This is a genomic window from Erwinia sp. PME.40.26/001 (assembly GCF_055556675.1).
The window spans coordinates 1-13,564 of sequence record NZ_JBVHNP010000006.1; the positions used below are offsets into that span (position 1 = coordinate 1).

17 protein-coding genes are annotated in these 13,564 nt (G+C 54.3%); 9 read left to right on the plus strand and 8 right to left on the minus strand.

All coding sequences use genetic code 11. The annotated features are described in order from the left end of the window. Positions 1-221: 221 nt before the first annotated feature. Positions 222-782, minus strand: a complete 561-nt coding sequence (gene gmhB, locus ACZ3HG_RS16500; RefSeq protein ID WP_465333442.1) for a D-glycero-beta-D-manno-heptose 1,7-bisphosphate 7-phosphatase — start codon at positions 780-782, stop codon at positions 222-224. 189 nt (positions 783-971) lie between these two features. Between gmhB and metN the strand changes: the two genes are divergently transcribed. The 7 genes from metN (at position 972) to proS (ending at position 7,160) form a co-directional block, all read left to right on the plus strand. Then, positions 972-2,003 (plus strand): methionine ABC transporter ATP-binding protein MetN, encoded by a 1,032-nt coding sequence (gene metN / locus ACZ3HG_RS16505; protein WP_465333444.1) that lies wholly within the window; start codon positions 972-974, stop codon positions 2,001-2,003. After that, positions 1,996-2,649, plus strand: a complete 654-nt coding sequence (locus tag ACZ3HG_RS16510; protein ID WP_062747046.1) for a methionine ABC transporter permease MetI — start codon at positions 1,996-1,998, stop codon at positions 2,647-2,649. Before metN ends, ACZ3HG_RS16510 begins: the two co-directional genes overlap by 8 nt. A gap of 36 nt (positions 2,650-2,685) precedes the next feature. Further along, positions 2,686-3,501, plus strand: coding sequence for a MetQ/NlpA family lipoprotein (locus tag ACZ3HG_RS16515; protein ID WP_062747048.1), 816 nt, complete (start codon positions 2,686-2,688; stop codon positions 3,499-3,501). A gap of 140 nt (positions 3,502-3,641) precedes the next feature. After that, the gene (rcsF, locus tag ACZ3HG_RS16520; protein WP_191934064.1) at positions 3,642-4,046 is read left to right on the plus strand and encodes an Rcs stress response system protein RcsF; all 405 of its coding nucleotides are present in this window, start codon (positions 3,642-3,644) and stop codon (positions 4,044-4,046) included. Between the two features lie 199 nt (positions 4,047-4,245). Next, positions 4,246-4,641, plus strand: a complete 396-nt coding sequence (rcsF, locus tag ACZ3HG_RS16525) for an Rcs stress response system protein RcsF (protein WP_191936186.1) — start codon at positions 4,246-4,248, stop codon at positions 4,639-4,641. Next, complete coding sequence (gene tsaA / locus ACZ3HG_RS16530) at positions 4,641-5,348, plus strand: tRNA (N6-threonylcarbamoyladenosine(37)-N6)-methyltransferase TrmO (protein ID WP_191934066.1); 708 nt, start codon at positions 4,641-4,643, stop codon at positions 5,346-5,348. The genes rcsF (ACZ3HG_RS16525) and tsaA overlap by 1 nt, the downstream gene beginning before the upstream one ends. A gap of 93 nt (positions 5,349-5,441) precedes the next feature. Beyond that, positions 5,442-7,160, plus strand: a complete 1,719-nt coding sequence (gene proS / locus ACZ3HG_RS16535) for a proline--tRNA ligase (RefSeq protein ID WP_465333447.1) — start codon at positions 5,442-5,444, stop codon at positions 7,158-7,160. A gap of 83 nt (positions 7,161-7,243) precedes the next feature. Here the strand turns inward: proS and ACZ3HG_RS16540 are convergent, their stop codons facing one another. From ACZ3HG_RS16540 to ACZ3HG_RS16555, 4 genes are all read right to left on the minus strand, one after another. Then, the gene (locus tag ACZ3HG_RS16540) at positions 7,244-9,082 is read right to left on the minus strand and encodes a M48 family metallopeptidase (RefSeq protein WP_465333449.1); all 1,839 of its coding nucleotides are present in this window, start codon (positions 9,080-9,082) and stop codon (positions 7,244-7,246) included. A 341-nt stretch (positions 9,083-9,423) separates the two neighbouring features. Further along, entirely contained in the window at positions 9,424-9,831 is a 408-nt protein-coding gene (locus ACZ3HG_RS16545; protein WP_191934068.1) for a copper resistance protein NlpE N-terminal domain-containing protein, read from the minus strand. Between the two features lie 28 nt (positions 9,832-9,859). After that, the gene (gene arfB / locus ACZ3HG_RS16550) at positions 9,860-10,276 is read right to left on the minus strand and encodes an alternative ribosome rescue aminoacyl-tRNA hydrolase ArfB (protein ID WP_191934069.1); all 417 of its coding nucleotides are present in this window, start codon (positions 10,274-10,276) and stop codon (positions 9,860-9,862) included. Continuing rightward, the gene (locus ACZ3HG_RS16555; protein WP_191934070.1) at positions 10,273-10,827 is read right to left on the minus strand and encodes a YaeQ family protein; all 555 of its coding nucleotides are present in this window, start codon (positions 10,825-10,827) and stop codon (positions 10,273-10,275) included. Before ACZ3HG_RS16555 ends, arfB begins: the two co-directional genes overlap by 4 nt. 132 nt (positions 10,828-10,959) lie before the next feature. Here ACZ3HG_RS16555 and ACZ3HG_RS16560 point away from each other — a divergent pair, with 132 nt between their 5' ends. Continuing rightward, positions 10,960-11,163 carry a YaeP family protein gene (locus ACZ3HG_RS16560; protein WP_062747067.1) on the plus strand — a complete coding sequence of 68 codons (204 nt, stop codon included), beginning with the start codon at positions 10,960-10,962 and terminating at the stop codon, positions 11,161-11,163. After that, a complete protein-coding gene (gene rof / locus ACZ3HG_RS16565; RefSeq protein ID WP_191934071.1) occupies positions 11,147-11,413 on the plus strand; it encodes a Rho-binding antiterminator in 267 nt (88 codons plus the stop codon). Before ACZ3HG_RS16560 ends, rof begins: the two co-directional genes overlap by 17 nt. 41 nt (positions 11,414-11,454) lie before the next feature. Here the strand turns inward: rof and ACZ3HG_RS16570 are convergent, their stop codons facing one another. The 3 genes from ACZ3HG_RS16570 to ACZ3HG_RS16580 are packed head-to-tail and all read right to left on the minus strand — an operon-like array spanning position 11,455 to position 13,524. Next, complete coding sequence (locus ACZ3HG_RS16570) at positions 11,455-11,769, minus strand: c-type cytochrome (RefSeq protein WP_191934072.1); 315 nt, start codon at positions 11,767-11,769, stop codon at positions 11,455-11,457. A gap of 19 nt (positions 11,770-11,788) precedes the next feature. Continuing rightward, positions 11,789-13,090 (minus strand): tRNA lysidine(34) synthetase TilS, encoded by a 1,302-nt coding sequence (tilS, locus tag ACZ3HG_RS16575; RefSeq protein ID WP_465333453.1) that lies wholly within the window; start codon positions 13,088-13,090, stop codon positions 11,789-11,791. Between the two features lie 38 nt (positions 13,091-13,128). Beyond that, on the minus strand, positions 13,129-13,524 hold the full coding sequence (locus ACZ3HG_RS16580; protein ID WP_191934074.1) for a VOC family protein: 396 nt from the start codon (positions 13,522-13,524) through the stop codon (positions 13,129-13,131). Positions 13,525-13,564: the final 40 nt, after the last annotated feature.

Consider the following 13,564-nt stretch of genomic DNA (forward strand, 5'->3'; position numbering starts at 1 on the left):
TGTCGCGAGGTGGCGTATATTACGCTTTCCTCCTTCGGAGTCAACTTCTTTTTGAGAAGTTTTTCCGGCGGTTCAGAGACTTCCTGAACCTCCTGAGCCGCTGGCCTGTAAGCCGTTGTGCCGTCTCAGTGGTTGCGCATTATAGACAGGCGACCCGGGAACGCAAGCAGTAATATCGACTTTTTCACTGCCTGCTTAAAGTTCGTGCGAAACGCTGTTTTTTAGCCCTGTTTAATCCGTGCTGGCAGCGCTTTCAGGCTGTCCAGTACCCAATCCGCCGCTTGCTCACCTTCAGTCGTCACCGGTTTACCGCTGCGGACCAGCACCTTTTTTCCGACCCCGGCAGCAAAAGCAGCCTGCATATCCTCAATCTTATCGCCAACCATATATGAAGCGGCCATATCAATGTTCAGATCCTGTTGGGCCGTCAGGAGCATACCCGGCTGGGGTTTGCGGCAGTCACAAGACTGTCGGAACGCTTCTACTATTGCATCCGGGTGGTGCGGACAGAAGTAGATGCCGTCCAGGTCCACTTCACGGTCAGCCAGTGACCAGTCCATCCACTCGGTAAGGTGCATAAACTGATCTTCGGTGAACATGCCGCGCGCAATACCAGACTGGTTAGTCACCAGGACCAGCGCGAAGCCCATTTCCTTCAGTTCACGCAAGGCATCAATCACGCCGTCGATAAACTCAAAGTTGTCACTTTCAAAAACGTAACCGTGATCCACATTAATAGTGCCATCACGATCGAGGAAAATTGCGGGGACTTTCTCAGTCACGTAGGAACTCCTGCTTCAAAATTTGCCGTAGTGTATCGCATCATTGCGCTAAAAGAGAGAATGCCCGTTTGAATGACTTCGATTGATTTAGACGTCTGGATGCCCTACCATCCATTCAGTCCCGGTAATCAGGGATACCGTTTTTATTGAACGCCACGGATAACTCCCATCACGATAATAAATAAATCAATGATTAAACTTTCAAATATCACCAAAGTATTCCAGCAAGGGTCACGCAGCATTACCGCCCTGTCCGATGTCAGTCTGCATGTGCCTGCCGGACAAATTTATGGCGTGATCGGCGCTTCCGGTGCGGGTAAAAGCACCCTGATCCGCTGCGTCAATTTACTGGAGCGCCCTACGTCCGGCAGCGTGCTGGTTGATAACCAGGATCTCACTACGCTGTCGGAAGGGCAGCTCACCCTGGCGCGCCGCCAGATTGGCATGATTTTCCAGCACTTTAATCTGCTGAACTCGCGCACCGTTGCCGGTAATGTGGCGCTCCCGCTGGAGCTGGGTAACCTGTCGAAAGCCGAGATCAAACATCGCGTTACTGAACTGCTGGATCTGGTCGGCCTGGCTGACAAGCATGATTCATGGCCTGCCAACCTTTCCGGCGGGCAGAAACAGCGTGTGGCAATCGCCCGTGCGCTGGCCAGTAACCCGAAAGTGCTGCTGTGCGATGAAGCCACCAGCGCGCTGGATCCGGCCACTACCCGCTCCATCCTGGAGCTGCTGAAGGATATTAACCGCCGTCTGGGGATCACCATTCTGCTGATCACCCATGAGATGGATGTCGTAAAACGTATCTGTGACTGTGTTGCAGTGATCAGCAACGGACAGTTGATCGAGCAGGATACGGTGAGCGAAGTTTTCTCTCATCCGAAGACGCCGCTGGCACAGCAGTTTATCCAGTCAACGCTGCATCTGGACATTCCAGAAGATTACCTCAAGCGTCTGACGCCGGAAGCCAGTCCTACGACCGTTCCTTTATTGCGTCTGGAGTTTACCGGTCAGTCGGTCGATGCGCCGCTGTTGTCTGAGTCAGCCCGCCGCTTCAATGTGAATAACAATATTATCAGTGCGCAGATGGATTACGCCGGAGGCGTGAAGTTCGGCATTATGCTGGCTGAGATCCACGGTGACACAGCCGACACCCAGGCTGCCATCGCCTTCCTGCAAGAACACCATGTAAAGATAGAGGTATTAGGTTATGTCTGAGGCGATGATGTGGTTAATGGGCCGCGGCATCTGGGAAACCCTGATGATGACCTTTGTCTCCGGCTTTTTCGGTTTTGTGCTTGGCCTGCCGGTCGGCGTTCTTCTGTATGTTACCCGCCCGGGGCAGATCGTGGCGAACGCAAAGCTTTACCGCGTGCTGTCAGCGGCGGTCAACATCTTCCGTTCTATCCCGTTCATTATCCTGCTGGTCTGGATGATCCCCTTCACCCGCATTATTGTCGGCACCTCGATCGGCCTGCAGGCAGCGATTGTTCCGCTTACCGTGGGTGCTGCACCTTTTATTGCGCGCATGGTAGAGAACGCCCTGCTTGAACTGCCCACCGGTTTAATTGAGGCATCACGCGCCATGGGGGCTACCCCACTACAGATCATCCGCAAGGTTCTGTTACCGGAAGCACTCCCTGGTCTGGTGAATGCCGCTACTATTACTCTGATTACCCTGGTCGGCTATTCTGCAATGGGTGGTGCTGTCGGTGCAGGCGGTCTGGGTCAGATTGGCTATCAGTATGGTTATATCGGTTATAACGCGACGGTGATGAACACGGTATTAATCCTGCTGGTTGTTTTGGTGTATTTGATTCAGTTCTGCGGCGATCGCATCGTTCGTGCGGTCAGTCACAAGTAAACACAACAGTAATTTCTCTCTATTTAAGGAAGGGATATGTCTTTTAATGTTAAAACGCTTGCCGCTGTCGGCGCGCTTATCGGTACCCTGGCACTGGCTGGCTGTGACCAGAAAGAGAAAGATCCAAACCACATTAAAGTGGGTGTGATCGTCGGGAGCGAACAGCAGGTTGCCGAGGTGGCAGCAAAAGTCGCTAAAGATAAATATGGTCTGGACGTTGAGCTGGTGACCTTCAACGATTATGTACTGCCTAACGAAGCGTTGAGCAAAGGCGACATTGATGCAAATGCCTTCCAGCACAAACCTTATCTCGATCAGCAGATCAAAGACCGTGGCTACAAGCTGGTGTCTGTCGGCAGCACGTTTGTCTATCCGATTGCCGGTTACTCTAAGAAAATCAAATCGCTGGATGAACTGCAGAACGGTGCCCAGGTCGCAATCCCTAACGATCCTACCAACCTGGGCCGTTCTCTGCTGCTGCTGCAGAAAGTGGGTCTGATCAAACTAAAAGACGGCGTTGGCCTGCTGCCAACCTCGCTGGATGTGGTTGAGAACCCGAAAAACCTGAAGCTGGTCGAGCTGGAAGCGCCACAGCTGCCACGTTCTCTGGACGATCAGCAGATCGCGCTGGCCGTCATCAACACCACCTATGCCAGTCAGATTAACCTGACACCGGCAAAAGACGGTATTTTCGTGGAAGACAAAGACTCCCCTTACGTGAACCTGATCGTCGCCCGTGAAGATAACAAAGACGCGGAAAACGTGAAGAAATTCGTCCAGGCCTATCAGTCTGATGAAGTGAATGACGCCGCGAACAAAGTGTTCAACGGTGGCGCAGTCAAAGGCTGGTAAGTTGCAACTGCGGGTGGTGCCTGCCACCCGCATTCTCATCGTCTCATTATCATACGTGCTTTAGTGCATGCTCTCCGCTTGTTATTTCTGCTCTGGCTTGGTTCAATAACGCCACTTTTACCGAACGTGAGGAATTCCCCATGCGTGTTTTACCGCTCTGTCTGTTAGCACTGTCGCTGACAGGGTGTTCGTTGCTGCCTAAACCCTATGAGCCCGTTAAACCATTTCCGCAGTCAACGCAAAACGACTCATCTCACTCTAAACCCGCAGCCCGCCCTGCTCCGGTAAAACTGTATACGGATGCAGCCGATCTGGTGAGCAAACCGTTCCGCGACCTGGGGGAAGTGTATGGTGATGATTGTCAGAGCAACGCACAGGATTCGCCACCCAATCTTGCGACAGCACGCAAACGCATGCAGATACGAGCCTCCGGCATGAAAGCGAATGCAGTACTCGTCCATAAATGTGAAATTGTTAGCGGCGCTCAGGGCTGCCTGCGTCAGGCCGTATGCCAGGGTTCTGCCCTGAAGGTCTCCAGCCAGTAACCCCCGCTTTTGTTCTGTACCGGGGGCAGTTGCGACCCCTGGTCCTGAACACCTACTGCCCCGAATCGGTGAAAGACAGCCCGCCTCAACCTATAAGATAATCCCTATATTTATCTTTGTATTCAACAAGTTATTTTATAACAAAACCGATAGTGATAAACTCGCCACTTCAAATAACACTATACAAAGGAATTGTATAATGCGTAAATTAGCCTTTATTTTGGTATCATTAGCCCTGACTGGTTGTGCGCACACAGCAGACCAGAATGATCAAAAAAAATCCCAATCAAAACCCGAGGCAAAAAGCACTATGTCGGTTGTGACCTCTCACACCCCAGTAAAACTGCTGAGTCACCCTGACGAACTCGCGGGCAAACCTTTCCTGGCATTAGGCCGGGTTACCGGTTCAGCCTGCCAGACCAGAGCCGCAGATTTTCCTACTGACATGAACATTGTGCGTCATCAGCTGCAGACCAAGGCGGCTACGCTTCACGCCAATGCTGTGCTGCTGAATAATTGTGAAATCACGGCCAGCATTGAGGGCTGCTATCGTCAGACCCTGTGCCAGGGTTCAGCCCTGAGAGTCGCCCAGTAGTGACCACATTTTCCTTCCAGCAAATCGGCAAGATTCATTCCCCGTGGAAGGAAAAGTTTGCTGTTCCCCGCCAGCCTGGCTTAATTCAGGATGGCGGCGGAGAGCTCCATTTCGATGCGCCTTATAATCATCCCGATGCGGTACGTGGCCTGGAAGCCTTCAGCCACCTGTGGCTGCTGTTTATCTTCCACCAGACGATGGAAGGCGGCTGGCGTCCAACGGTACGTCCCCCACGTTTAGGCGGTAATGCGCGTATGGGGGTCTTCGCCACCCGTTCAACCTTCCGCCCTAACCCGGTCGGGATGTCTCTGGTGGAACTGAAAGGAATTCGCTATGAGCGACAGCAGGTCATCCTCGAATTGGGCAGCCTTGACCTGGTTGACGGTACCCCTGTCGTTGATATCAAACCCTACCTGCCGTTTGCCGAAGCATTACCTGACGCACGCGCCGGTTTTGCCCAGCAGGCCCCTGTTGCCGATATGCCGGTGAGCTTTAGCCCCCATGCACGGATGCAGCTGATGCAGCACCAGCAGCGCTTTCCCCATCTTGAACGTTTTATTCATCAGGTTCTCGCCCAGGATCCGCGCCCTGCCTATCGCAAAGGCGAAGAGCCCGAGCGTGAATATGCTGCATGGCTGCTGGATTTCAACGTCCGCTGGCGTGTTATCCACCCAGGCACAGAAGTTATCGCCATCGACCCGCGTTAATTTCTCCCGGCACCTTTTGACTCTCCTGTCACACTGATACACTAGCGTCCACGTTTTTTTGGCTCTCTTTCCGTTCATATGGAATCGTAACTCATGCGTACTACTCAATATTTGCTCTCCACTCTGAAGGAGACACCTGCCGATGCCGAAGTGATCAGCCACCAGCTGATGCTGCGCGCTGGCATGATCCGTAAACTGGCATCCGGTCTTTATACCTGGCTGCCAACCGGTTTACGCGTGCTCAAAAAAGTTGAAAACATCGTGCGCGAAGAGATGAACAACGCCGGTGCGATTGAGATCTCTATGCCGGTTGTTCAGCCGGCAGATTTGTGGCAGGAGAGTGGCCGTTGGGAGCAGTACGGGCCGGAGCTGCTGCGCTTCGTTGACCGTGGTGAGCGCCCTTTTGTTCTGGGTCCGACGCATGAAGAGGTGATCACTGACCTGATCCGTAACGAACTCAGCTCTTACAAGCAGTTGCCGATAAATCTGTTCCAGATCCAGACCAAATTCCGTGATGAAGTGCGCCCGCGTTTCGGCGTCATGCGTTCGCGTGAATTCATCATGAAAGATGCCTACTCGTTCCACACCACCCAGGAATCCCTGCAGGAAACCTATGAGGCGATGTATCGCGCCTACAGCCAGAGTTTCACCCGCATGGGCCTCGACTTCCGCGCTGTTGATGCGGATACCGGCTCTATCGGCGGCAGTGCCTCACACGAGTTCCAGGTTCTGGCACAGAGCGGTGAAGACGATGTGGTGTTCTCTACCGAGTCTGACTACGCCGCTAATATTGAAAAAGCGGAAGCGGTCGCACCGGCCGGGGGCCGTGCGGCTGCCACCCAGCCAATGGAGCAGTTCGCAACGCCCGATGCGAAAACCATTGCTGAGCTGGTCGAACAATATGGCCTGCCTGTTGAAAAAACCGTCAAAACCCTGATGGTACACGCAACCAAAGAGAGCGGTCATAGCCTTGTTGCCCTGCTGGTGCGTGGCGATCACGAGCTGAACGAAATCAAAGCAGAGCATCTTGATATCGTTGCCTCACCGCTGACCTTTGCAACCGAAGACGAGATCCGCACGCTGGTGAACGCCGGTCCTGGCTCCCTCGGCCCGGTCGGGCTGAATATGCCCATCATCGCAGACCGCAGCGTTGCGGCGATGAATGACTTTAGCGCCGGTGCCAATGTTGACGGGCAGCATCTTAAAGGCATTAACTGGGAGCGCGATCTGCCGCTGCCGCCCGTCGCGGATATCCGCAACGTGGTTGAAGGCGATGCCAGCCCGGATGGAAAAGGCACGCTGCTGATCAAGCGCGGTATTGAAGTCGGTCATATCTTCCAGCTCGGCACCAAGTACTCTGAAGCGATGAAAGCGTCCGTACAGGGTGAAGATGGCCGTAATCAGATTATGACCATGGGCTGCTACGGGATTGGTATTACCCGCATCGTGGCGGCAGCGATTGAGCAGAACCATGACGAGCGTGGGATCATCTGGTCACCGGCGCTGGCACCTTTCCAGGTGGCGATTCTGCCGATGAACATGCAGAAGTCTTTCCGCGTGAAAGAACTGGCTGAAGAGTTGTATGCCACCCTGCGCGCCAGAGGCATTGACGTTATCCTCGACGACCGTAAAGAGCGCCCTGGCGTGATGTTTGCCGATATGGAACTGATTGGCGTGCCGCACAGCATCGTGATCGGCGACCGCAACCTCGACAGCGAAGAAGTGGAATACAAATCGCGTCGTAGCGGTGAGAAGCGCATGATCAAAACCAACGAAATCGTTGATTTCCTGGTGAGTGAACTGGCGGTTTAACCCGCTGACGCAGGCCGGAAAGACGGGCTGAGGTTACCGTTTCACTGATAAAAAAAGCCACCGCATGCGGTGGCTTTTTCATTTTAGGGTTGAACGACGTTTGCCTGCTCCTGCAGCGCCCGCACCGTCTGGTGCCGCTGCCAGTAGTAACCCAGGGCATTTTTAAACCCTTCTATTTCCTTATTCAGGCCCGGCAGTGGGATCTCACTGCGCTTTTTGCCCTGTACATTGGGTTGCACATGTTGCAGATACAACACTTCTTTCGTGAACCGTTTGATAACATTGATATTCTTGATGTTATCCCACGGCAGCAGTTCAGCCGTCTGCGGTTTAACAATGCCCAGATAAGTCAGTTCTATCGTACTGCCGTCTTTCAGCGTCCACGAGACCGGCGGGAAGTACTTAACAACCAGCGCCGTCTCCTCTTCCCCTTCAGGCTGATAGCGCCATGCCAGGCTCTCTTCATGTGCCGACGAGAAATCACGCTCGTATTTCTGCCACAGTTGCTGTTCTATTTCCGCTGCCACTGGCATCAGATCGACCCAGCTCTCTGCCGGCAACTCCGCCGCAATGGCAGCATAACCGGTTTCGTCAACGGTATAGCCCACGTTGTGCATACGGTCCGCCAGCGGTGGGTGTGAATCAAACGGGTGCGGCACGTTTGACTGACGCATCATACCGATAAAGTCAGGCGAGCTGACGTGCTGTGGCAGGCCCTGGGCAATCGCTTTACTGATCCCCAACTCATTTTCATGCAGGGTTTTATTATCAAATAGCGTTTGCTCAACTTCGCTGCGGTAGCTGGCATACGCAGAAATCTTAATCAGTGACTCAACAATCGCGGCGGGGGTTACCAGGGTGGCAGCATTGCGGTCGGCAATGAACTCACGCTCACGGCTGTTACGCTGCCATGCCAGTTCAAACAGCATGCGATACAGGCAGAGAGGATAGTAAACCATCACGGTGGAGATATCGTTGCGCATCAAATGGATGTATTGATCGAAACGGTGCAGTTTGGGCCCCAGTAAGGCACCCGATGCGGTATCCCCCTCATGCAGGTGCGTAAGCTCATGCACCATCACCCCGTCGGCCTGCGAGGTGGTTAGCTGACGCAGCAAGGGGATACTGACGTAGAGCTTGCGGCCCTTCAGCATCTGCTGGTTGACGCTTAACGGTGCTTCAGTTACGTAAAAGTTAGTATCGATACCCGCAATAATATGGTCGGGGGGTGCCGTCCCTACCCGGGAAGCCAGCGCATCAATACGGGACCACAGCGCGGGTGCCGCGTCACGGGTTACGACTTCACCTTCAACATCGTCTTCTGCCGGCAGCTTTTTAAAGATGCCTTTGATCATGTAAAACATCGCGGCCAGCACCAACAGCCCCATCGCCATGACCAGCTTCGGATAATAGGTTTGAGTAAAGAAAGCCGTTCCCCAGAAAGAAAGCCAGACCAGCATCCCACCCTGAACCAGCACTTCCAGCGCGCTCGTCAGCATCAGGAAGGGACGAGCCAGCTTCAGGCTTTGCAGCTGTCCCTGACGGCTTTTAAAGGCCAGCATGGTGAACAGGACGATCATCAGCAGAATAACAACGCCACCGACCAGGGTCCAGAAAGCGACTTTGTCCATCATCCAGAACTGCCAGAGTTCTGACTTTTCTGCACAGACCGCATTCTTGTAGACGCGCAGATCGTCCGGCACCACACCACAAACGCTGGAAGGCGGGTTCTGTTGCAGGAATTCCGTCAGTTTATTCACATCCTGACTCTGACTGCGCGCATCATCTATAAAGATCTGACTATATTCCTGATCGAGCTGACGTGTCCCGTATTCAGCAAATACCAGCGTAATAGCGGGGATCAGGAAAAGCGTCACTAAAACCCAGAGGAATACTTTCGCATATCCTTTTTTCAATGCCATTAATTCGTTCAAAATAATTAACCCGCAAACTGTGTGTGAGAAGACAAAGCTGCTTATATCAGGCAATACCTAAAGAGGGATCTACCGGCATTAATGGAAATGGCGTGAGATCCGTCTCTGGCGTGCGTCAGCTATAGAGTGTTAATAAGGTGGTAATACAGGCGTATAAGACGATATTTCAACAAAGTGAACAAGAGGTTAACGGCTTTTTAGGATTATTTACCTGACTTATTCTCTTTTTTCCTGTTGCGGAGATAAATATATTCTGTAAAAGCCTTTTTAATTTGACTTAATTCCTACAAAGCCCCTTAAAGGGGCTTTTTTATTATATTCGCGTATTGTTACGTGCCCGTTTTATTTGCCGTCAGACGCCATGCGTGTGAACTTTTCATCGCCATTCCGCGACCGGCAATGGCTTCCAGGCCATTCTCAATCGGGCGAAAACGCAGTTTCTCGCCGTTAATAGCGACCAGCGTCAGCGTATCTGCGGTGCGGGCCCACTGGCCATACTGCGCGCTGCGCAGGGTATGCTCCCCTGTTGCACGCTGCTCCAGGACATAGCTGCCATCGGTGGCCAAAAACAGCGAGGACTCGCTGTCCTCACAGGCGGGTCCACACGGTAGCAGGCCGGTGTAACTCTGCTGCATGGGCTCCAGCGGCGTGGGTTGCTGTGCGTTCTGCCGGTTATGGCAGCCCAGCAGCCCTCCCAAAGCCAGAGTGGCAAATAATGTGAGAACAACTGCTTTCATGGTCGCTCCTGCATAAATAGATAACGATTCAGTCGCCGCGAACTTTACCGCGCAGCGATTTGGTTGAGGCTTTACGGGCTTTACCTTCCAGCCGGCGTTTTTTTGAAGCCATCGTCGGACGCGTAGCGCGGCGGGTTTTCTCTACCACGGTTAACTCCTGAATCAGGTTTTCCAACCGTTTGAGTGCCGCTTCGCGGTTCATCTCCTGGCTGCGATACTCCTGGGCCTTGATAATCACGATACCTTCCGGGGTAATCAGATGATGGCTGACCGCCATCATCCGCTCCTGATAAAACAGTGGCAGGCTGGATGCGCGAATATCAAAACGCAAATGGATCGCCGTCGAGCTTTTATTCACGTTCTGGCCACCGTTACCCTGCGCTCTGATCGCGGTGATTTCGATTTCGGCATCTGGAATAGTGACGCTACGTGACAATACAATCATACCCTTTTTCCTGCCTCCAGCCATGAATCAAACTGAATTTCCAGATGACTGCTGTCATCGGACAGCCAGATGGTGCCGTCCTGAATAGTGGCCTGCAGCGTCATGGATCGTGAAGCCAGCTTAATCAGGGCACTGAGCTGCTCATCGTTCAGATAACGTATCGTCAGGTTATCATGCTGGGACAGCTTGCTCTGATGTTGCTGCCACCACGGCTGTGCGGCTCGCCAGTTGTAGGTGTACAACCAGACGTGCTGAGAACGGCTACAGGCTTTCTTGATCCTGCGTTCGTCCGGCAAGCCGAGGTCAATCCACACGTCAATACCGCCGTGATCGTTCAACTGCCAGATTTCAGGTTCGTCTTCTGCACTTAGTCCGCGGGTGAAGGTCAGGCGCTCATGCGCATGAACCAGCCAGGCCAGCAGGCGCAGCATCATGCGCTCTTCCGTTTCCGAAGGGTGACGGGCCAGCGTCAGCGTCTGGTCAATAAACACGTTACGGTCCATGTCTGCGACGTTAACCGTGGCTTTATAAATTGTTGCTTTCAGTGCCATAAGGATCCTTATCTCAGTTGCCCGCTATTGTAACCTGATGATGCAGCAAATCACCCGCTCACAGGCTGATTTCCCGTAAATGGCTGTGCTATAGTCGGATAATCGCCAGAGAAAACTCTGAAGGGGGTGCATGTGCAAAAGTATTGTGAATTAGTTCGCCGGAAATATGCCGAAATCGGCAGTGGCGATCTGGGATACGTGCCTGACGCACTCGCGTGCGTGTTGAAAGCACTTGATGAGGTAGCGGGCAATCCTGAGCTACACTCTTCCATCAGGGAAAAGGCAGCCTTTGCTGCCGCAAACTTATTGGTGAGCGACTATGTTGACGAAAGATGAAGCCTACAGACCGATCAACTGCGATGACTATGACAACCTGGAACTCGCCTGCCAGAATAACTGGATGCTGACACTGGCGTTAAAAGACGGTGAGCAGCTCAAGGCCAAAGCCAAAGATATGGTGTCGCGTAAGAACGTTGAGTACCTGAGCATTGAGATTGCCGGGGAAAATCGCCATCTGCGCCTTGACCATATCGCCAGCTTCAGCCACCCGGATCTCGGCACCGTGGTGGTCAGCGAATCAGACTAGTCACTTCCTCTGCCAGGCGGATCGCCGATCCGCCTTCCCTCTCAGGGTTTCAGCCCCGCATAGTACGCCGCCAGATCCTCAATGTCCTGATCGCTCAGTCCCGCCACAAAAGCTTTCATCACCTCTGCCTGTCCGCCGCTGCGGCCGCCGCTTTTGTACGCCTGTAGCGCCTGCGCCAGATAGGGTTGATGCTGCCCGGCAAGATTGGGGTAGATTGGGGCTGCAGCTTTTCCTTCCGCGCCGTGGCAGGCAAGACAACGGCCCGCTTTCTCCTGTCCGGCACTGCTGTTGCCCGCTGCCAGCACAGGCGCACTACCGATCAGCAGCAAAGCCGCTATGTTTCTGACGTAGTTCATTGCACTCTCTCGTCCTGTTTTATCGACACCAGTCCACTGACCAGCCGTTATCGGGGCTATCCGGGGCACCCTCGCGGGTGACAAAAACCCCCGCAGCCGCCATCAGGCGCTCGCCATAAAAAATCAGCGGCGTACGCTCACGCGCCCAGGGAGGAACAGCCAGTTCATGCCAGAGTTTTTTTAACGGCCGGCTGCCTGCCCGGCCGACAATATGAAACGCCCCCTGCGCCTTAAAACGCACGCTGACCGGTTCGTCCGGCTGCGGAAGGCGCAGTGTTACCGTCTCGCCGACCGGCCGCAGCTGCCCAAGACCTTCCGGCAAAACGAGTGGGCATGAGATATCTGTCCATGTCAGCCGGACTGCTGCCAGCGACGGCATCAGCGGCAGCCAGTAAAGGCGGTGGCGATAGCGACGCACCTCATACCCGCCCAGCCGGAGGCGCGGTTCAGCATCCTCACGGCTACAGGCCACTTCCTGCCAGAGACGGCGCAGGGCATCACGCGACGGCATACTGCCCTGATGACAGGCAATCCAGCGCCGCAACAGCGCAAAGCGCCGGGGCTCACTCATCTCAAGCAACGGGGCAACTGGCAACGTACCGGTGGAATCCATTAGCGATGACAGTGACTCCGCCAGCAGTTCGTCCAGTAACTGCTCCTGCTCACCGCACAGCGAGGCGCTGCGGGCAACGGCGTGGGAAAAATGTGGCCAGCGGGCATTCAGTAACGGCATGACTTGCAGGCGCAAAAAATTGCGGTCATAGCGCGGGTCGGCGTTACTTTCATCCTCAATCCACGTCAGGCGGTGTTCCTGCGCCCAGTCTTCCAGCTGCAGGCGACCGAACGACAGCAGCGGCCGCAGGTGGCGATGCTGCCCCATCTGGCGATGTGCTGGCATGGCGGCCAGACCCGCCGGACCGCTACCCCGCTTCAGTGCCAGCAACAGGGTTTCACTCTGGTCATCCTGGTGCTGGGCAGTTAACAGCGTTTCTCCCGCCTGAAGCTGTTGACTGAAAACCTGATAGCGTGCGCCGCGTGCCGCGGCCTCAATCCCGCCGTGGCGCGTATCGACCGTAACATGGCAGACCACCAGCGGCACCTGCCACTGCAGGCACTGTTGCCGGCAGTGGGCCACCCAGTCATCCGCACGCGGGCTGAGTCCGTGATGGATATGCACCGCCCGCAGCTGCAAGGCAGGACGCTGGCGTCGTAACAGCACCAGCTGATGCAACAGCACGCTGGAGTCCAGCCCGCCGCTGTAAGCCAGCAGCACGCTGTGCTCGTTAACCAGTTGGGCTTCAAGATGGGCAATCGATGACATGGTCATTCCAGAATACAGGGGAGGCTATTATAACCCCATCAATCCTGATATATCTCCAGCGGCAGTCCATCCGGATCGTTAAAGAAGGTAAAAAGTTTGCCGGTGAGCGGATCGATACGCACCGCTTCACAGCGCACGCCCTGGTCTTCCAGAGACTGCTTCGCGGCCTCAACGTCATCGACACTGAAGGCAAGATGGCGCAAACCGCAGGCTTCCGGCTGGGTAGGACGCGCCGGTGGCTGGGGAAATGAGAACAGCTCAATCACATACTCACCGTTCAGCGTCAGATCGCCCTTCCAGGAGTCACGCTCTGCGCGATACACCTCTCCCATCAGGCCGAAACCCAGAATATCGCAGTAAAACGCCTTACTCACCGCATAGTCGCGGGCGATGATCGCTACGTGATGGATTTTTTTTAACTGTAATGCTGACATACCGGCTCCTGATTAATCAATGCCTGACGACCCTACCCGT